The sequence below is a fragment of the Amycolatopsis sp. NBC_01307 genome, assembly GCF_035975215.1.
GTDB lineage: Bacteria > Actinomycetota > Actinomycetes > Mycobacteriales > Pseudonocardiaceae > Amycolatopsis.
On record NZ_CP108403.1, the window covers coordinates 4,329,857 to 4,347,074 of the forward strand.

20 protein-coding genes are annotated in these 17,218 nt (G+C 72.7%); 10 read left to right on the forward strand and 10 right to left on the reverse strand.

The genetic code is table 11. The features are described from left to right. The first annotated feature begins 12 nt into the window (after window positions 1-12). Together OG439_RS18370 and OG439_RS18375 are read left to right on the forward strand one after the other, a co-directional pair. A complete protein-coding gene (locus OG439_RS18370) occupies window positions 13-1,203 on the forward strand; it encodes an FAD-dependent oxidoreductase (RefSeq protein WP_326950572.1) in 1,191 nt (396 codons plus the stop codon). 3 nt (window positions 1,204-1,206) lie between these two features. Beyond that, window positions 1,207-1,506, forward strand: coding sequence for an antibiotic biosynthesis monooxygenase family protein (locus tag OG439_RS18375; protein WP_326950573.1), 300 nt, complete (start codon window positions 1,207-1,209; stop codon window positions 1,504-1,506). 34 nt (window positions 1,507-1,540) lie between these two features. Here the strand turns inward: OG439_RS18375 and OG439_RS18380 are convergent, their stop codons facing one another. Further along, complete coding sequence (locus OG439_RS18380; RefSeq protein WP_326950574.1) at window positions 1,541-1,930, reverse strand: RidA family protein; 390 nt, start codon at window positions 1,928-1,930, stop codon at window positions 1,541-1,543. Window positions 1,931-1,932: 2 nt separating this feature from the next. After that, window positions 1,933-2,739 (reverse strand): SAM-dependent methyltransferase, encoded by an 807-nt coding sequence (locus OG439_RS18385; protein ID WP_326950575.1) that lies wholly within the window; start codon window positions 2,737-2,739, stop codon window positions 1,933-1,935. 105 nt (window positions 2,740-2,844) lie between these two features. Between OG439_RS18385 and wrbA the strand changes: the two genes are divergently transcribed. Further along, window positions 2,845-3,471 (forward strand): NAD(P)H:quinone oxidoreductase, encoded by a 627-nt coding sequence (wrbA, locus tag OG439_RS18390; protein WP_326950576.1) that lies wholly within the window; start codon window positions 2,845-2,847, stop codon window positions 3,469-3,471. Window positions 3,472-3,474: 3 nt separating this feature from the next. On the opposite strand, the gene OG439_RS18395 is transcribed toward wrbA, so the two are convergent. Further along, window positions 3,475-3,945, reverse strand: coding sequence for a MarR family winged helix-turn-helix transcriptional regulator (locus OG439_RS18395; protein WP_326950577.1), 471 nt, complete (start codon window positions 3,943-3,945; stop codon window positions 3,475-3,477). A gap of 59 nt (window positions 3,946-4,004) precedes the next feature. Between OG439_RS18395 and OG439_RS18400 the strand changes: the two genes are divergently transcribed. Beyond that, complete coding sequence (locus tag OG439_RS18400) at window positions 4,005-4,547, forward strand: hypothetical protein (protein ID WP_326950578.1); 543 nt, start codon at window positions 4,005-4,007, stop codon at window positions 4,545-4,547. 12 nt (window positions 4,548-4,559) lie between these two features. Here the strand turns inward: OG439_RS18400 and OG439_RS18405 are convergent, their stop codons facing one another. Together OG439_RS18405 and OG439_RS18410 are read right to left on the reverse strand one after the other, a co-directional pair. Then, complete coding sequence (locus OG439_RS18405; protein ID WP_326950579.1) at window positions 4,560-5,363, reverse strand: hypothetical protein; 804 nt, start codon at window positions 5,361-5,363, stop codon at window positions 4,560-4,562. 8 nt (window positions 5,364-5,371) lie between these two features. Further along, window positions 5,372-6,058, reverse strand: a complete 687-nt coding sequence (locus OG439_RS18410; RefSeq protein ID WP_326950580.1) for a papain-like cysteine protease family protein — start codon at window positions 6,056-6,058, stop codon at window positions 5,372-5,374. 322 nt (window positions 6,059-6,380) lie between these two features. Between OG439_RS18410 and OG439_RS18415 the strand changes: the two genes are divergently transcribed. After that, window positions 6,381-7,232: a hypothetical protein gene (locus OG439_RS18415; RefSeq protein ID WP_326950581.1), complete on the forward strand. Its 852-nt coding sequence runs from the start codon at window positions 6,381-6,383 to the stop codon at window positions 7,230-7,232. 16 nt (window positions 7,233-7,248) lie between these two features. Here the strand turns inward: OG439_RS18415 and OG439_RS18420 are convergent, their stop codons facing one another. Next, window positions 7,249-7,821 carry a TetR/AcrR family transcriptional regulator gene (locus tag OG439_RS18420; RefSeq protein WP_326950582.1) on the reverse strand — a complete coding sequence of 191 codons (573 nt, stop codon included), beginning with the start codon at window positions 7,819-7,821 and terminating at the stop codon, window positions 7,249-7,251. A gap of 82 nt (window positions 7,822-7,903) precedes the next feature. On the opposite strand from OG439_RS18420, the gene OG439_RS18425 reads away from it, so the two are divergent. Next, the gene (locus tag OG439_RS18425) at window positions 7,904-8,473 is read left to right on the forward strand and encodes a dihydrofolate reductase family protein (protein ID WP_326950583.1); all 570 of its coding nucleotides are present in this window, start codon (window positions 7,904-7,906) and stop codon (window positions 8,471-8,473) included. Here the strand turns inward: OG439_RS18425 and OG439_RS18430 are convergent. From OG439_RS18430 to OG439_RS18440, 3 genes are all read right to left on the reverse strand, one after another. Beyond that, the gene (locus OG439_RS18430) at window positions 8,470-9,330 is read right to left on the reverse strand and encodes a hypothetical protein (RefSeq protein WP_326950584.1); all 861 of its coding nucleotides are present in this window, start codon (window positions 9,328-9,330) and stop codon (window positions 8,470-8,472) included. The genes OG439_RS18425 and OG439_RS18430 overlap by 4 nt on opposite strands. Next, complete coding sequence (locus tag OG439_RS18435) at window positions 9,327-9,941, reverse strand: hypothetical protein (RefSeq protein WP_326950585.1); 615 nt, start codon at window positions 9,939-9,941, stop codon at window positions 9,327-9,329. The genes OG439_RS18430 and OG439_RS18435 overlap by 4 nt, the downstream gene beginning before the upstream one ends. Window positions 9,942-10,003: 62 nt before the next feature. Then, window positions 10,004-10,609 carry an RNA polymerase sigma factor gene (locus OG439_RS18440; RefSeq protein WP_326950586.1) on the reverse strand — a complete coding sequence of 202 codons (606 nt, stop codon included), beginning with the start codon at window positions 10,607-10,609 and terminating at the stop codon, window positions 10,004-10,006. A gap of 135 nt (window positions 10,610-10,744) precedes the next feature. Here OG439_RS18440 and OG439_RS18445 point away from each other — a divergent pair, with 135 nt between their 5' ends. The 4 genes from OG439_RS18445 to OG439_RS18460 all read left to right on the forward strand — a co-directional run bounded on the left by OG439_RS18445 (window position 10,745) and on the right by OG439_RS18460 (window position 16,163). Then, window positions 10,745-13,519, forward strand: a complete 2,775-nt coding sequence (locus tag OG439_RS18445) for an AfsR/SARP family transcriptional regulator (RefSeq protein WP_326950587.1) — start codon at window positions 10,745-10,747, stop codon at window positions 13,517-13,519. Window positions 13,520-13,538: 19 nt separating this feature from the next. Next, window positions 13,539-13,826 (forward strand): hypothetical protein, encoded by a 288-nt coding sequence (locus OG439_RS18450; protein ID WP_326950588.1) that lies wholly within the window; start codon window positions 13,539-13,541, stop codon window positions 13,824-13,826. Between the two features lie 38 nt (window positions 13,827-13,864). Beyond that, entirely contained in the window at window positions 13,865-15,694 is a 1,830-nt protein-coding gene (locus tag OG439_RS18455; protein ID WP_326950589.1) for a RiPP maturation radical SAM C-methyltransferase, read from the forward strand. Window positions 15,695-15,761: 67 nt separating this feature from the next. Then, window positions 15,762-16,163, forward strand: a complete 402-nt coding sequence (locus OG439_RS18460; RefSeq protein WP_326950590.1) for a DUF6294 family protein — start codon at window positions 15,762-15,764, stop codon at window positions 16,161-16,163. 44 nt (window positions 16,164-16,207) lie between these two features. On the opposite strand, the gene OG439_RS18465 is transcribed toward OG439_RS18460, so the two are convergent. Next, the gene (locus OG439_RS18465; protein WP_326950591.1) at window positions 16,208-17,041 is read right to left on the reverse strand and encodes a leishmanolysin-related zinc metalloendopeptidase; all 834 of its coding nucleotides are present in this window, start codon (window positions 17,039-17,041) and stop codon (window positions 16,208-16,210) included. Between the last annotated feature and the right edge of the window lie 177 nt (window positions 17,042-17,218).

Here is a 17,218-nt window from a genome sequence, read left to right on the forward strand (position 1 = left end):
GGGAGAACCTTCATGCGAGTCGTCATCGCCGGCGCCGGGCTCGGCGGCCTGTGCCTGGCCCACGGACTGCGCCGCGACGGCGTGGACGTCGTCGTGCTCGAACGCCACCCGACCCCGGACGCCCGGCCCGCCAGTTACGGCATCCACCTCAACGCCGACGGCCTGCGCGCCCTGCACGCGTGCCTGCCCGGGGAGAACTGGGCGCGATTGGTCACGACGTCGGCCCCGGCGCCGGACGTCGTCCGCTTCCACGACCAGGACCTGCGGGTGCTCGCCGAACGCGACCACACCGGCACCCCGGCCAACGCCGATCCCGTCACGCGCCGGCACGCGGTGAACCGCGACGCCCTGCGGGACGCCCTGCTCCTCGGCTGCGACGGCCTCATCCGCTGGGGCACCGCGTTCGAGCGCTTCGAGTACACCGGCGACGGCGTCCGCGTGCACACCGCCGACGGCCACGCGATCGACGCGGACCTGCTCGTCGGGGCCGACGGCGCGAACTCCCGCGTCCGCGAGCAGCGGCTGCCCGACCTGCGGCGCCAGGACCTCGGCATCGTCAACATCGCCGGCCGCGTCCGGCTCACGCCCGGCCTCGCGAGCGCCCTGCCGGCGACGCTCGTCGACGGCGCCGTCAACAACGTCGTGCCCGCGCGACCCGGCTGGCTGTTCCTGTCCACTTGGGACGCCGGCGCCGACGCGCGGTACGTGGTGTGGGCGTGGGCCGCGGACCGCTCGACCTACCCGGACGACCTCGGCACCGCCGAGCCCGCCCGCCTGCGCGAACTGGTCCGGGACCGGACCGCGACCTGGGCGCCCCCGCTCCGGCGGATGATCGCCGAGACCGATCCCGCGACCATCGCGGCGATCCCGCTCAAGACGATGCCGGAACTGCCGCACTGGGCGCCCACGGCCGTCACCCTGCTCGGCGACGCGATCCACAACATGACCCCGATGGCCGGGATCGGCGCCAACACGGCGTTGCGCGACGCCGACACACTGCGCCGGCACCTGGCCGGCGACGGCGGCGTGCGGGGTTACGAAGCCGACATGCGCGCCTACGCCAACGCGGCACTCGCGCTGTCCACCCGCAACGCCCGCGGCGCGGCGACGACGTCCCGGCTACCCCGGCACGCCTTCCGGACCGTGCTGCGGCTGGCCGAAGCGCTGCCGCCGGTCAAGCAGCGTATGTTCCCGGTGCGCTGAGCCGTGCTCGTGGTGATCTCGACCTTTGCGGTCGCGCCCGAACGGCAGCGAGAGCTCCTGGACCTGTTGCGCACCAACGGCGACGAGGTGCTGCGCCACCAGCCCGGCTTCGTGACGGCGGACCTGCTGGCCGCACCCGACGGCACCACGGTCGTCAACCACGCCCGCTGGACCGACGCGGCGGCCGTCCGCGCGATGACGGCCGATCCGGCGGTGCGGGCGCGGATGGCGCCCGCGTGGGCGATCGCCCGGCCGGTGGTGCGGCAGTTCACGGTGGCGTCGAGCCACGTAGCAGCGGAGTGAGCGGTGCCGGGGCGGGTCCCCCGGCACCGCCCGCTCAGCGCGGCAGCACCGCGACCGCGTCCACCTCGAACAGCAGTCCTGGCATGGCAAAGGCCTTCACCGCGTGCAGGGTGCTCGCCGGGCGGTGCGCGAGGTACTTCGCCGCGATCGGGAGGTACTTGCGGACGTCGGCCGTCTCGGCGACCAGGACGGTCACCTTCACCACGTCGGCCAGCCCGGCGCCGCACGCGCCGAGCACCACCTCCAGGTTCTCGAACGCCTGTTTCGCCTGGCCCTCGAAGCCGTCCAGCAGCAGGCCGTCCGGGCTCACGCCGACCTGGCCCGAGGTGTGCACCAGGCCGCCGGCGACGACCGCGTGCGAAAACGCGTTGCCCGGCGGCGGGTGCACTCCGTCGGGGTGGGTGACGAACTTCGGTGCGCTCATGGTCACCTTTCCTGTCCGGGGAAGACGGCTCGGCCCAGCCACGCCCGCGCCGTGCCACCGGCCGCCGGGTCGTAGGCCGGGTGGATCCGCCGCCCGTACTTCGCGGCGACGTCGGCGAGTTCGCCCACGTCCGGCTCCCAGCCGCGCCGGGTCAGCCACCGCGCCGGATCGACCGGACCCGATCGCCACAACCGGGCGAGATCGGGGCCGATCGCCGCGCGCAGGGCGGCACTGGTCTCGACGTGGTCGAACGCGAGGGTGCTGCCCGCCGCGCTGAGCCCGGTGATCGTGGCCAGCAGCCCGTCCGCGGCGGCTTCGTCCAGCGCGTAGAGCAGCCCTTCGGTCAGCCACGCCGTGGGCCGGTCGGGCCGGAAACCGGCCTCCCGCAACGGCATCGCCCAGTCGTCACGCAGGTCGGCGACAACAGGACGCCGGACGCACCGGGCCGCCAGGGACGCCGCGGCGGCGTCCTTGAACCGCAGCACGGGAGCTTGGTCGATCTCGAAGACCTCGGTGCCGGCGGGCCAGTCGAGCCGCCACGGCCGTCCGTCCATTCCGGACGCGACGAGCACGACCTGCCGAGCCCCGGCGGCCAGCAGCGCGTCGTCCAGGAACCGCGTCCGCACGGCGACCTGCGGTCCCATCAGCGCGGCGAAGTCGGGCTTCTCCTCGGTGATCCCGGCGGCTTCCAGGAACAGCCGCGCGCACGGGTCGGCGGCCAGCCGGTCCGGGCGGCGGTCCTCGGCCGCACGCAGCAGCGCCACCTCGAACGCGGTCCGCCCGATCGCGTCGATCCCGTCCAGGTCCATACGCCTCCTTTCGACGCAGTCATTTGGTTGCACTCGCGACGGTATCATGTGATACGTTCAGTCGTGAAGGATTCACCGAGTGATGAATCAACGAGGAGAGCGGTCATGTCCGAGCCGACCTGTCACGTCGCCGTCGTCTACTACTCCGCGACCGGCACGATCTTCACCCTCGCCGACGCCGTGCGCGCCGGCGCCGCCGACGCCGGGGCGGAGGTGCGGCTACGGCGCGTCGAGGAGATCGCGCCCGTCCAGGCGGTCGCCCGCAACGGCGCCTGGGTCGAGCACCTGGCCGGCACCGGGCACATCCCGGTCGCCACGCACGACGACCTGCTCTGGGCCGACGCGGTCGTGTTCGGCACGCCGGCGCGATTCGGGAACGTCGCGAGCCAGCTCAAGCAGTTCCTGGACACCTTGTCCGGGCTGTGGATGCGCGATCTGCTCTCGGACAAGGTCTACAGTGGATTCACCTCGACGGCCTCCGCGCACGGCGGCCAGGAGTCGACGCTGCTGGCGCTCTACAACTCCGTCTACCACTTCGGCGGTGTTATCGTCCCGCCCGGCTACAAGGACCACCGGAACGACTCCGCCGGAAACCCGTACGGCGCCAGTCATGTCACCGGCGACGACGGCTCGATCGCCGTCGGCGAAACGGCGTTGACGGCGGCCCGCTCGCAAGGCCGCCGGGTCGCGACGATGGCCGCGGCCCTGCGGTACGGGCTCGCCGCGGCGTGAGGCCTACGCCTCGCCCCCGGGCGGATAGGTGAACCGGGTCAGCAGGTCCATCAGCTTCGCCGGCTCGCCGGCGCGCAGGTGCGAGAGCAGCGCTTCGGCCGGGGCGAGCGCGTCCTCGTGCGCGGCGTCGAAGGCCTTGACGCCGTCCGGGGTGATCTCGACCTCGCGCACCCGCCGGTCCCCCGGCACGGCGTTGCGGACCGCGAACCCCTTCGCCTCCAGGTCGTCGACGACCCGCATGATCCCGGCCTTGTCCGACCCGGTCGCCTCGACCAGGTCCCGCTGCGTCGTCGGCCCGCGGTCCACCAGGATGATCAACACGGCGAAGTGCCGCAGCTCCAACCCGTGCGGGCGCATCGCGGTGGCCATCGCCCCCGCCGCGCGGGCGTGCGCCCGGCGCAGCAGCAACCCCAACGCGAACGGGGAGACGTCCCCCGGGCGGTCGGTGGCGCGGGTCCTGGGCTTGGCGGTCATGCGAGCACCCTACCCCAACGGGCGTCGGGTGATACGGTTTCATTCGATACGGAATGGCGGTGGTCAAGGTGATCGGCTTCGGAGTGGCACCCCGCGCGGACGAAGTCGCCGCCACCGTTCCCGGCGACGACCTCGTCCCCCACCCGGACGTCGTGATGGACCGCGGGTTCACCCTGGACGCGCCGCCCGAGCGGGTCTGGCCCTGGTTCGCCCAGCTCGGCAAGAACCGCGCGGGCTGGTACCTGCCCACCGGGATCGAGGCGCTCCTCCCCCGGCGGCGCCGCGCCCTGCGCCACCTCGACCCCGCGCTGCAGCACCTGCGCCCGGGCGACGTCATCGACGACTGGGGCGGCCGCGACGCGACCTTCGAGATCGTCACCCACGACCCACCGCACACCCTGGTCCACCGCTCCACCCGCGGCCGCCTGGAGATCAGCTGGGCGATCCGCCTCACCGGCGACGGCCCCGGCACCACCCGGGTCCACCTCCGGTTCCGGCTCAGCGGCGCGCGCCGCCCGCGGCTGGTCGAGTACGGCGGCGGGCTCGTCGACCTGCTGACCGTCGCCGGTCTCGCCGCCGGCCTGCGCGACCGGCTGCGCTGACCCGCGAGCCCGTCACGGGCGTCCGGCGGCCACCTCAGTGTTCCGGGCCGGAGACGTCGCGCGACCGCGACGCACGAGCACCAGAGCCACGACGGCCAGGAGCACGACCGCCAGGCCCGCGAGGCCGACCCACCACCACCCCGACGTCGCGGGCGCGGCGGTTTCGGGGTGCTGGGCGAAGCCGAGCCCGCCGTCACGCTGGTACTGGGAGCCGGGCTGCTTGTCCGCGTACCGGTCGTGGACCTGGCGCTGGTAGTCCGCCAGCGGGACGAACGCGCCGACCGGCGTCTGCGGCAGGCTGGCCTGCAGCAGCCGGACGCCGCCGGCGCCCAGCGCGTACCAGCCGTTGATCTGGGGCTCGTCGAGCAGGACGGCACCGGCCGGCAGCCGGGTGGCGAGGCGGGTCTCGTCGTCGCCGGACAAGACGCTGCCGACCCGCCAGCCCGCCGCGTCGGGGGCGGCCTGGATGGTGGCGGTGCGGCCGTCCTGGGCGTGCGCGACGACCGCGACGTACTCGAGGACCGCGACCCGGTCGGCGCCGTCGCCCCGCACGAACGCCGGGTCGAGCGTGTAGGCCGGGACACCCGTGTCCGCCACGGTGATGACGCCCGGGTCGGGCTGACCAGGTCTGCGGAAGTTGGTCCGGGCGAAGCTGATCGCCTCGGCCGAGTGGGCCGCGGCCACCGCCGCGGCGACCTGCGCCGCCGGCAGCGGCACCCACGCGGGTGGCGCGGCCGAGGCCGCCGCGCCGGACCCGGCCGTACCCGCCAGTGCCAGCAGCACCGCCGTCAGGACCTTCACCGCAGACCTGGTCATGGCCTAGCTCACCGCCCGCCCGTGATGCCGACGACGGTGTCGCCCCAGGTGAACTCGCTGTTGCGCAGGTAGTCGTTGTAGGACTGCGTGCGGTAGCGCTGGTAGGTCGGCCACGGGTCGCCGACGTTCATCGACTGGTTGCCCGCGTCGTAGCCGTAGATCACCTCGGCGTGGCCGCCGCCAGAGGTCCAGTAGATCCCGGTGAGGGCCGGGTTCCCGGCGTCGATCTGCTGGGTGATCGTCGAGAACGACACCGCGCCGCCGGCGCTGCTCGCGGAGAACCCGGTGCCCCGGAAGCCGTTGACGATCTCGCCGATCTGCGCGGCCTGGTTCGGGCAGTTGCCCGCGCTGGTGCCCTTGCCCGCGGCGCAGAACTGGTTCTGCGACGTCGAAGCGCCGTGGAACTGCTCGATGCTCGCGCCGTCCGCGGCCCAGCACCACTCGTCGTTCTGCTGCACCTGCTGGCTGTAGTTCAAGCTGCGCGCGGCCTTGGCGTCCCGGGCCGCGTTCGCGGCGGCCGGGAGCCGCAGCGCGCTGTTGTCGCCGAGCGGGTGGGTGAGCGTCACGCCGTTCGGCGCCGGCGGCGCGACCGGCTGGGCCCCGGCGGCCGGGGTGAGCGCGAGCGTGGCCGTGACCACGACCGCACCACACGTGAGAACCAGGCCCATCATTCGTTTGTCCAGCGCGATGACCACGAGCTTCTCCTTGTGCAAAAGGGAAAGGGGGACGACGGGGAACGGTTCCGGACCCATTCCGCGGTAACTTCGCCCCATCACTGTGCGGCAGGCGAAAATCTCCAACAACCGACGCAAGTCGGTAAACGATGAGTAAACGACCGGCTCGCCGCACGGTGGCCCGCGTCACATATCCGCTGGTCAGCACGCGGTGTTCGCGACGAGCGGCCGACGTCGCCGCCTCGGTGTTATCCCAGGTGTTATGGGTGCGGCCGGGCCTCGCCGCGGGCGGTTTTACCGGCCTTTCGGATCCCGGCGGCGGGCGGGCTGACAGACTCGACCGGTGATCCTCGGTTACGTCCTCGCCCTGCTGGCCGCCGTCGCGTCGGGCAGCGGCTCGATCCTGGAGTCCGCCGGCGTCCGGCGGGCCGGTGCCTACGGCGGCGCGCCCCAGGACCTCGTCGCCCTGCGCGGCCAGCCGCTGTACTTCCTCGGCGTGGGCGTGGACCTGCTGGGCTTCATCTTCGCCGCCGCCGCGCTGCACCGGCTGCCGCTGTTCCTCGTCCAGTCGGTGCTGGCGTTCAGCGTCGGCGTCACCGCGACGATCTCCGCGTTCCTCGGCATCCGGCTGGCCTCCGCCGGCTGGGCCGCACTGGGCGTCGGCGCGACCGGCCTCGTCCTGCTGGGCCTGTCCGCGGACCCGGGTCCCGCGCACCTGCTGCCCACCGCCGCCAGGTACCTGCTGCTGGCCGCGGCGGTGCCGATCGCGGCGACCGGCTTCTACGTCCAGCGCCACGACCACCGCTGGTCGGCGCCCGTGCTGGGCTTCTGCGGCGGCCTGGGCTTCAGCGTCGTCGGCATCTCGGCCCGCACGCTCGACACGTCGGGCCCGGCCTGGCGGGTGGCACTGGACCCGGCGATCTGGGCGATGATCGCCAACGGCCTGGTCGCCGCGGTGGTCTTCGCGATGGCCCTGCAACGCGGCCGCGCGACCGCCGTCACGGCCACGATGTTCACCACGAACACCGCCGTGTCGTCGCTGATCGGCGTGACCATCCTGGACGACCGCGTCCGCGACGGCTTCACGGTCGCGGCCATCGCGGGTTTCGTGCTCGCCGTCGCCGGCGCGATCGGCACCGCGCACTACGCCGCCGCCCACAAGGCGCCGGCCGAGGAGAGCGCGGAACCGGTCTAGCCGGACACCTCCGGGATCACGGGGTGAGGCGCTCGACCAGGGCGTCGACGAGCCCTGCGCGTTCCTGCGGGGTCAGCAGGTCCGGCAAGGTCAGACGCTCGATGATCAGCCAGTTCAGGGCCAGCCACAGCAGCTTGACCGTCGTCGCGTCGCCGGGCAGGCCCGTCTTCAGGTGGTTCGCCACGTTGAAGTCGAGGTCCGCGCGGATCCGCTGGGTCAGCACCTCCCGCAGCTCCGGGCGGCGGGCCGCCTCCAGGCGCAGCTCCAGCAGGGCCAGGAAGCCCGTCGGGAAGGCCGCCACCCGCTCGACCAGGGCGTGCATCAGCTCGGCGAGGCGGGCGCGGTCACGCGGGCCGTCGAACGGGGCGGCCAGGGTCGCCTCGTCCGGCACCAGCCGTTCGTAGACGCGCTCGCCCGCGCCGGTGAGGATCTCCTCGCGGCCGGCGAAGTAGTTGGAGGCGGTGCCGGTGGGCACCGCGGCCCGCTGGTCCACCGCGCGGAACGTCAGCCCGCGCGCGCCGTCCGCCGCCAGGACCTCGATCGCCGCGTCGAGCAGGGCTGCCCGTCGTTCCGGATTGCGTCGCGCCATCGCTTGTAACCACTCCGCTTGTAGTGTTATGGTCAAACCACTACAAGCAAAGTACTACACATCGAGTTGTTCTGGGGGTCGCATGCGCAAGCTCGTCTACTACGTCGCCGTCTCGATCGACGGGTTCATCGCCGGGCCGGGCGGCGAGTTCGACTTCTACCCGGAGGCGCCGGACATGGTCGAGTACCTCCGGGCGGAGTTCCCGGAGACCATGCCGAGCCACGTCCGGCCGCACATCGGGCTCGACGGCGTGCCGAACAAGCGGTTCGACACGGTGGTCATGGGCCGCGGCGCCTACCAGCCGGGGCTCGACGCCGGCGTCACCAGCCCGTACGCCCACCTCCGGCAGGTCGTGGCGTCGACGACGCTCGGCGCGAGCGCCGACCCCGCCGTCGAGCTGACCGGCGACCCGGTGGACACCGTCCGCCGGCTCAAGGACGAGCCCGGCGCGGACATCTGGCTCTGCGGTGGCGCGCGGCTCGCGGGCGAGCTGCTGCCGGAGATCGACGAGCTGGTGTTCAAGCGCTACCCGGTCGTCGCGGGCCACGGCCTCCCGGCGTTCACCGGCCCGTTCCGGCCGCGGCCGTTCACGCCGGTGGAGACCCGGACGTTCAGCCACGGCGGCACCATCACCACCTACCGTCCGGCTTAAGGCCGCTGGTTCTGGAACTGGAACTGGACCCGCACCGAGCCGTCCAGCGGGACGATGATCGTCGAGTCGCTCGCCGACCACCGGTCCGGCACGAGGAACATCCGGTCCTTGCCGTGGATCAGCAGGCGGAGGTGCCGGTAGCGGTAGTGGAACGTCTGGCCCTCGGACGGCGGCAGCTTGGTCTCCTCGATGCCAGGACTGCGCAGGTACAGGCTCTCCTTGGTGTCGAGGATGACGCTGGGCAGCTTGTCGAGGCGGGTCGCGTCGGCCATCGCGAGCCCGCGGCCGGACCACTGCGCGGTCGTGGCCGTCATCCAGAACACGCTGACGGCGAGCACCAGGTACCCGAGGACGACCGAGCTCCGCCGGAACGGCGGCGCGCCGTCCGGTGACCGCCGGACGGTCGCGCCGTACCGCACGAGCGTGGCGCCCACGGCGATCAGCAACGGGGTCACCAGGCCGAACAACCACCAGTCCCGCAGGAAGGTGTAGCCGGACACCAGCACGAGACCGGCGATCAGCGTGGTGAGCCCGATCCCCTGCGCGACCCGGCCCAGCCGGCGCACCGCCGTCGCCGTCCGGATCCGCTTCCGGACGGCGGCGCGCACCGCGACCGAGCCGAGCCCGGCCGCGGCGACCACGAGCAACGGCGTCAACAACGGCTGCGGGCTGCGCATGATGTACTCCTGCGTGCCGAGCCCGATCGTGTCGACGTCGACGCCGAAGTACTCGTACCGCGCCCGCGCGGAGACGTAGCCGAAGTAGAACAGCACCGCGGTCAGCAGCGTCAGCGGCGGGATCGCGGTCTTGCCCGCGTCGAGGAAACGCTCGAGCGCCCCGGCGGCCGCCGGGCTCACCCGGTGGGGGTCGCCGTGGTCTCGGTCGACGGCGAATCCGGCTGGGTCAGCGGGACCGTGCCGGGGTTCACCCGGGTCGGGAGATCCCGGCATGAGGCGTCCTTTCCGGCGGCGCACACCACCTGGCCCTTGAACGTCAGCGTTGCGTGGCCACCGTTCCCGCGCGCGGTCACCGCGACGGAACAGGTGTCGGCGCCCGACGTGAACCTGAACGAGGCGCACCCGGGCGACTCCCCGCACCGGCCGCCCAGGGTGAAGGCCCCCGGCCGGTCCAAGTCGACATCGGTGACTCTGACATCGTTGTCCCGCAACAGGTCCGGCTGCAGCCAGCTGACGTTCACGCATTGCTCCTCGACGCTCGTGTCTTCGGCACCCCCGCCCACCGGCAGCTGCGGGATCGTGATCGCGCCCCCGGTGTCGTCGGCGGTCCTCGGACTCTCCGGACCGGACGCCTCGGTGCTCGGGGCGCCGGTGGGCAGGGGTGCCTCCGTGGTGGCGTCCTGCGCACCGGAGCCGGAGCCGGACCCGGAATCGGCGGAGTCGGAGCAGCCGGCCGCCGCGAAGACGAGCACCGCGGCCGCGGCGGCCAGGGTGGTACGGAACAGGTTCATCGTGGTTCCTCCTCCGCTTGCGGAGCCGCGAGCATGGGCGGTGATACCGCCGATTCGGCGCATCACGCCGTCACCCGCGCGCTCTGAGGGGTGTGTCCAGGGACGTCGAGCGGATCGCCGCCGAGCAGCGCCGCCACCGCCGGCGCGCGCCGGGCCCGGGCGAGGCAGCGCGCCCGCGACGGGCCGATCGAGCCGACCGGGATGCCCAGCGTCGCGCTGATCTCCCGGTAGGACCGCGGCGGATCGCACATCAGCATCGAGAGCAACCGCCGGTCCCGCGGGGGCAGTGCGGCCAGGGCGTGGCGGGCCGCGGCCCGGCGTTCCTCGCCGATCAGCGCGGCGGCGAAGTCCGGCTCGGCCGGGTCGTCGATCAGCACGGCGTCGGTCGGGATCTGCCGGGTGCGGTGGCGCAGCACCCGCAGGCACTCGTGCCGGGTCGTGGTGCGCAGCCAGCCCGGCAGCGCCTCGGCGTCGCGGATCTGCGCCCGGTGCGTCACCAGGTTCAGCCACACCGCGCCGCGGACGTCCTCGGCGTCCGCGCCGCTGATCCGGTAGTGGCGGCACACGGCGGAAACCAGCGCGGAATAACGCTCGACGATATCCCGCCAAGCCCATTCCGCACCCCGGGCGGCGTTTTCCAGCAATGGTGCCGGCGAATCGTGGTACATGGCCCCTCCTCGAACTCTTCCGTTCCCGGGTTCACGATTCCGCCACGACCTGCTCGGCGACCTTGCGGGAATCTTGCGGACGGAGCAGTATCGGTTCCGCCATTCGCGACGCGTCGGAAACGGGAAGGCCGCCGCATGGAGTTCGTGCTGTTCGGGGAGGTGCAGCTCCGGGTGGCGGGGCGGTCCCTGGACATCGGAACGCCCCGGCAGCAGGCGGTGCTCGCGGCGCTGGCGGCCGACGCCGGGCGTCCCGTTTCGCTCGAAACGATCATCGGCCGGGTCTGGGGTGACGATCCACCGGCCGAAGCTCGCAATGTGTTGTATTCCCACCTGAGTCGAATTCGTCGACTGTTCAAAGATCTCGCCGATTCCACCGACGAGGCCGTGAGTGTCGCGCGCCGGACGGCCGGTTACGTGCTGGAAATCGACCCGGACGACGTCGATCTGCTGCGTTTCGACCGCCTGGTCGAGCGCGGAAACGACCGGAGCCGCACCGACGCCGAGCGGGCGGCGGCACTCGCCGAAGCGGTGTTCGGACCGCGCGGCACCCCGCTGGCCGCCATCCCGGGCGGCTGGGCCGACGGGGTGCGCGCGACCTGGCAGCGGCACCGGTTCGACGCCGCCGTGCGCTGGGGCGAGCTGGAGCTGCGCCTCGGCCACCCGGACGCCGTGTTCGGCGCGCTGTCCGACCTGGCCGGGGACTACCCGCTCGCGGAACCGCTCGAAGTGCTCCTCATGCGCGCCCTGCACAACGCCGGGCGCCAGGCCGAGGCCCTCGACCGGTACGCCGCGGTCCGGCAGCGGCTCGCCGACGCGCTCGGTGCCGATCCCGGCCCCGAACTGCGCGCGCTGCACCGCGCGATCCTGCGGGACGAGCTGCCGGCCGCGCCGCGGGCCGACCCGACGACCACCCCGGCCCAGCTGCCCCCGGACACCCCCGGTTTCGCGGGCCGCGAGAGCGCGCTGCGCCGGCTCGACGACGTGTGCGACGAGCAGGTGCCGGCCACCCGGATCGTCGTCCTGTCGGGCACCGCCGGGGTGGGCAAGACGGTGCTGGCCGTCCACTGGGCCCACACGGTCGCGCCGCGGTTCCCCGACGGCCAGCTGTACGTGAACCTGCGCGGCTTCGACCCGACCGGCACACCGGTCGACCCGGCCGGTGCGCTGCGCGGGTTCCTCGAGGCGCTCGACGTGCCGGGCGGCCGGATCCCCACGACCGTCGAGGCCCAGGTCGGCCTGTACCGGAGCCTGCTGGCGAACCGGCGCGTCCTGGTCGTGCTGGACAACGCCCGCGACGCCGAGCAGGTCCGGCTGCTGCTGCCCGGCGCGCCGGGCTGCGTGGTGGTCGTGACCAGCCGGGACCGTCTCGCCGGCCTGGTCGTCGCGGGCGCGCACCCCGTCACCGTCGACCTGCTCGACGACGCCGAGGCCCGGGCGCTGCTGAGCGGCCGGCTCGGCGCCGGCCGGATCACCGCCGAACCCGCGGCCGTCGAGGAGATCATCGGCCTGTGCGCGCGGCTCCCGCTGGCCCTGGCGGTGGCCGCGGCCCGCGCCGCGACGCACCCCGGCTTCAGCCTGGCCGCGCTGGCCGGGCAGCTGCGGGACGCGCGCGGGTTCCTCGACGAGTTCTCCGGCACCGACCCGGCGACCGACGCCCGCGCCGTGTTCTCCTGGTCGTACCTGCGCCTCGATCCGGCCGCCGCCCGGCTGTTCCGGCTCTTCGGGCTGCACCCCGGGCCGGACGTCGGCCTCCGCGCGGCGGCGAGCCTGGCCGGTGTCCCGGCCGGCAAAGCGCGCCCGATCCTGTCCGAGCTCACGCACGCGCACCTGATCACCGAGCACGCCCCCGGCCGCTACACCGTGCACGACCTGCTGCGCGCCTACGCCACCGAGCTCGTGCACGAGGTCGAGTCCCCCGCCGACCGCGAGACGGCCGTCCACCGCGTGCTGGGCCACTACGCCCACACGGCCTTCCACGCCGACGGTTTCCTCGACCCGCGGCTCGAAGTGCCGCCGGCGCTGACCCCGCTCCCGGCCGGGGCCGAGTCCGACCGGATCACCGACCACCGGCAGGCCCTCGCGTGGTTCGAGGCCGAGCACCGCGTGCTGCTGCTGGCCGTCCACGCGGGCGCCGCGTTCGACACCCGCGTCTGGGACCTCGCCCGGTCGCTGCAGCGTTTCCTTTCCATGCAAGGGCATTGGCACGACGAACGCGACGTGCTCACGGTGGCGGCGGCCGCCGCGCACCGGCTCGGCGACGAGCGCAAGCAGGCCTTCGGCCACCTGCACCTGGCGGGCACACACGTCCGGTTCGGCCGGCACACCGAGGCCCACGACGATCTCGAAGCCGCGCTGACCTTGTCCCGCGCCGCCGGCGACGTCGTCGGGCAGGCGTACGCGCACCGCCAGTTCGCCTGGCTGCTGGACCGGCAGGGCGCCGTCGCCGACGCGCTCGCGCACGCCGAGCAGGCCCTGGACCTGTTCCGCACGGCCGAGCACCGGGCCGGGCAGGCGACGGCACTCAACGCCGTCGGCTGGTTCCACACCCTGCTCGGCGACCACGCAGTGGCCATCGACTACTGCCGCCAGGCGGTCGACCTGCAGACACTGCTGGCCGACCACATGGGCGCGGCGCAGAGCTGGCACAGCCTCGGTTACGCCCACAAGCAGCTCGGCGACCACGCCCGCGCGCTCACCTGCTACGAGACGGCCCTGAACCTCGTGCACCGCAACGGAAGCCTCATGGTCGAGGCGCGGTTGCACATCGACATCGCGAGCCTCCACCGCGAACTCGGCGACACCGAATCCGCCCGAGCCGGTTGGCAGCGAGCCCACGACATCCTCACGCACCTCGCCCATCCCGACGCGGACGAAGTGCGCATACGACTGTCCGAAGTACACAGTGGATGATTCACTCAGGAGGAAATTCATGTCCGAAACCAGCGCCGAGGACTCCAAAGAATTCGAAAATGAAGTGAAGGATCTCTTTGTCAGACTCGAAGTATTCAAGCAGGAACTGTCTGACCAGCAGCAGAAGTTGCTGGACAGCATCTTGTGGCTCGCCTGGAACTCGACCAAAGACGAGAAGCCGCTCATCTCCGGGTTCGCAGAGTCTTTCAGCGCGCACCAGGCCTCGGTGGTCATCGACTTCGCGTCCGGCGCCATTGCGCTCGGTGACATGCTCCCTCTGATGATCAGAAGCATCATCAGACCCTGAATTCATCGACCACAGCCATTCGCAGGGGGAGCCAGACCATGACCGCAGTGCCGGCCGTTCTCGTGTCGATGCCGTTCCTGGAGGTGGAGCGGCCGTCCATCCAGCTCGGGCTGCTCAAGGCGATCGCGGACCAGCACGGGCTCCCGGTGCGGACCCTGCACCTGAACCTCGACTTCGCCGTGCGGATCGGCCTGGACTACTACCGATCCCTGGCCGAGCACCGGGGCCGGCAGCTCGGCGACTGGCTGTTCTCGGTCGAGGCGTTCGGCGACGCCGCGCCCGATCCGGACGGGAAGCTGCTCGCGGAGCTCGGCACCGAACTGTCCTATCTGGACGGACCGGCGGAGTCCGCGGCGGCCCGGCTGCTGAGCACGCGCGAGCACGACGTGCCCGCGTACCTCGACGCCGTCGCCGGGGAGTTCGCCGGGGTCCGGGTGGTCTGCTTCAGCTCGACGTTCCAGCAGAACACGGCGTCGTTCGCGCTCGCACGGCGGCTGAAGGAGCGGCACCCCGGCATCGTCACCGTGTTCGGCGGCGCCAACTTCGAGGGTGACATGGGCCGGGAGCTGGTGCGGTCGGTGGACTGCGTCGACTTCGCCGTCCTCGGCGAGGGTGACGTCGCGTTCCCGCGGCTGCTGGCCGCGCTCGCGGACGGCACCGACCCCGGCGCGGTTCCCGGCGTCGCCCGGCGCGCCGGGGACGACGTCGTCGCGACGCCGCCCGAGGCGCCGCACGACCGGCTCGACGACCTGCCGGTGCCGGACTACGGCGAGTACTTCGCCCGGGCGGCGCGGCTCGGGCTGCCCACCGAGCACGTCACGATCCCGTTCGAGTCCGCCCGGGGCTGCTGGTGGGGCGCCAAGCACCACTGCACGTTCTGCGGGCTCAACGGGACCACCATGCGGTTCCGCGCCAAGTCGCCGGCCCGGGTGCTCGCCGAGCTCGACCGGCAGGCCCGGCGCTACCGCACCTTCCGGTTCGACGCGGTCGACAACATCCTCGAGCCCGGCTACCTCAAGGAGCTGTTCCCGGCGATGACCGAGGGGGCCCGCGACTACGAGATCTTCTACGAGGTCAAGGCGAACCTGACCCGGGCGCAGCTGAAGGTCCTCGCCGCGGCGGGCGTCACCCGGCTGCAGCCGGGCCTGGAGTCGCTGAGCTCGGAAGTGCTGCGGCTGATGGACAAGGGCGTCCGGGCCGCGCAGAACGTCAACCTGCTGCGCTGGGCCGGGTACTACGGGATCGCCGTCGGCTGGAACATCCTCTGGGGGTTCCCGGGCGAGACGCCCGAGGCGTACGCGGCGCAGGCGGCGGTCGTCCCGGACCTGGTCCACCTCCAGCCGCCGGCCGGCGCGGACCGGGTCTGGCTGGAGCGGTTCAGCCCGCTGTTCACCCAGCCGGCCCGGTTCCCGCTGCGGCGGCGCGAGCCCGAGCCCAGCTACCGGCACGTCTACCCGGCCACAGTGGACCTCGACCGGGTCGCCTACTTCTTCGACTACGAAACGGAAGCCGCGCTCGACGCGGACGTCTACGCCCCGCTGGGGAACGCGGTGTCGGCGTGGACGGCGGCGTGGCAGGCGGACCGGCGGCCGGTCCTCGTCTACCGCACCTCCCCCGGCTTCCTGCAGATCTACGACAGCCGGCCGGACCGCGCCGGCACCCACACCTTCCACGACGCCCTCGCCGGCATCTACCTCGCCTGCGTCGACCGCCCGCGCACCGCCGCGGCCGTGCACCGCGAGCTCGGTCTCACCGCGCCGGTCGCCGAGGTCGAGGCCGTGTTCCGCGAGTTCGCCGCGCGCGGGCTGATGTTCCTCGACGAGAACCTCGCCCTGGCCCTGGCGGTGCCCGCCACGCGAGGCCGGTGACGCGTATCAAGGTCGTGTTCCGCGCCTCTGTCCAGCGGCAGCAGTGAACCGAGCGGAAGGCAGTGTCATGGATCCCTCGACCATCGTGGAGGCGGCGAACGCCGCCGCGGAACGGCTTACCGGCTGGACACCGTGGGAGTTCACCTGGGGGTTGATCAAGAAGGGCGACTGCACGATGTTCGCAGGGGCCAAGTGGACCCTGTTCCCCAACGGCACCGCCACCTTCGACGGCACCGTCACGAGCGGGGACGACGACGACGCGTGGGTGATCTGGCACGTCGACCTGCTGGACGCCGACTGGGCCGTTCTGGGCTCGCTGGCCACCGAGCACCCGATCGGGGGCGACTGGCGCAAGTTCGTGCAGAACATGCCGAGCAGCGCGGAACGCTACCGGTTCCGCGCCTGGGCGAGCTTCGAAACCGGTCTGTGGAACGACATCGCCCACCTGAAGATGTATTCGAGCTGTTGAAGCAGTGGCCGGTTCCCAGGTCCGGGAACCGGCCACTGTGGACTTCAGGCCTGCAGCGCGGTCCGCGGCAGCTCGGCCGGCACCGGCGTCACTGCGAACGCGTGCACCGCGAAGCGGGCCGCGGGTCCGACGGACACGGGCAGCTCGTAACCGTCGGCCGCGTCGACGTCGACCTGGTAGCCGAGGTCGCCGAGGGCGGCGACGGTGACCCGGCTCAGCGGGTTCGGCGCCGGGTTGACGAAGCCGGTCATCAGCTCGTCGCCGAAGGTCTCGTCCCGCCAGTGGACGTCCGCGGTGCCGGGCCCGCCGGTGTTCTCCACGGGCACCCGCACCGGGTCGCCCGAGCCGCCGCGCAGCTTGTGGTACTCGGCCACCGCGCCGGGCCCGGAGAACGTGGGGTCGGTCGTGCCCTTGCCGACCAGCAGGCCCTTGGCCGCCCAGAGCGAGCCGACGCCGATGACGTGGCCCATCTCGTGGGTGATCACGTCGCCGAGGATGCCCTCGGCCTCCATCTTGGCCAGGTCGACCTTGTCGAAGGTCATCTCGCCGCGGGCCGGCAGCAACGCCGAGGGCTCCGGACCGGCCGGCCGCACGTGGGTGATGTGCGCCTGACCGAGGATGTGGCCGGCGCCGTCGATGTCGGCGCCCTTCGCGATGATCAGCACGTCGTCGATCGCCTCGCCGTCGACCACGACCGACGGCAGGTCGCCGACGATCACCTTGGCCCACCGGTCCGCGGCCGCGGCGAAGGCGTCCACCTGCGACGGCGTCAGCCCACCGGCGAACCGGACGGTGACGGTGAACGGCGACGTGGTCCCGGCCAGCAGCAACGCGCGCTCGGCGTCGGCCCTGGCGTGGTAGATCCCGTGTTCCGGCATGATCGTTCCTTCCCCATCGGCAGTGGTACCGATCGGATGCCGGAGCGGCCGGGGAAATACACCGCCCGGCGAACGGCGAGGCCGCGCCGTTACGGCATCCGGCGTAATTCCCGCGAAGTCGGTCACGCCGGACGGGGTGCCGTCGATACGTCCGGCAGGGGATCTTCGTCATGGGGG

Bases quoted from the DNA above. Each gene is read 5' to 3' on its own strand.
- OG439_RS18435 (WP_326950585.1), bottom strand. From the start codon at position 9,941: ATGAACCTGTTCCGTACCACCCTGGCCGCCGCGGCCGCGGTGCTCGTC.
- OG439_RS18395 (WP_326950577.1), bottom strand. From the start codon at position 3,945: ATGACCGCCAAGCCCAGGACCCGCGCCACCGACCGCCCGGGGGACGTC.
- OG439_RS18380 (WP_326950574.1), bottom strand. From the start codon at position 1,930: ATGAGCGCACCGAAGTTCGTCACCCACCCCGACGGAGTGCACCCGCCG.
- OG439_RS18465 (WP_326950591.1), bottom strand. From the start codon at position 17,041: ATGCCGGAACACGGGATCTACCACGCCAGGGCCGACGCCGAGCGCGCG.
- OG439_RS18425 (WP_326950583.1), top strand. From the start codon at position 7,904: ATGCGCAAGCTCGTCTACTACGTCGCCGTCTCGATCGACGGGTTCATC.
- OG439_RS18460 (WP_326950590.1), top strand. From the start codon at position 15,762: ATGGATCCCTCGACCATCGTGGAGGCGGCGAACGCCGCCGCGGAACGG.
- OG439_RS18445 (WP_326950587.1), top strand. From the start codon at position 10,745: ATGGAGTTCGTGCTGTTCGGGGAGGTGCAGCTCCGGGTGGCGGGGCGG.
- OG439_RS18420 (WP_326950582.1), bottom strand. From the start codon at position 7,821: ATGGCGCGACGCAATCCGGAACGACGGGCAGCCCTGCTCGACGCGGCG.
- OG439_RS18385 (WP_326950575.1), bottom strand. From the start codon at position 2,739: ATGGACCTGGACGGGATCGACGCGATCGGGCGGACCGCGTTCGAGGTG.
- OG439_RS18450 (WP_326950588.1), top strand. From the start codon at position 13,539: ATGTCCGAAACCAGCGCCGAGGACTCCAAAGAATTCGAAAATGAAGTG.
- OG439_RS18440 (WP_326950586.1), bottom strand. From the start codon at position 10,609: ATGTACCACGATTCGCCGGCACCATTGCTGGAAAACGCCGCCCGGGGT.
- wrbA (WP_326950576.1), top strand. From the start codon at position 2,845: ATGTCCGAGCCGACCTGTCACGTCGCCGTCGTCTACTACTCCGCGACC.
- OG439_RS18405 (WP_326950579.1), bottom strand. From the start codon at position 5,363: ATGACCAGGTCTGCGGTGAAGGTCCTGACGGCGGTGCTGCTGGCACTG.
- OG439_RS18370 (WP_326950572.1), top strand. From the start codon at position 13: ATGCGAGTCGTCATCGCCGGCGCCGGGCTCGGCGGCCTGTGCCTGGCC.
- OG439_RS18455 (WP_326950589.1), top strand. From the start codon at position 13,865: ATGACCGCAGTGCCGGCCGTTCTCGTGTCGATGCCGTTCCTGGAGGTG.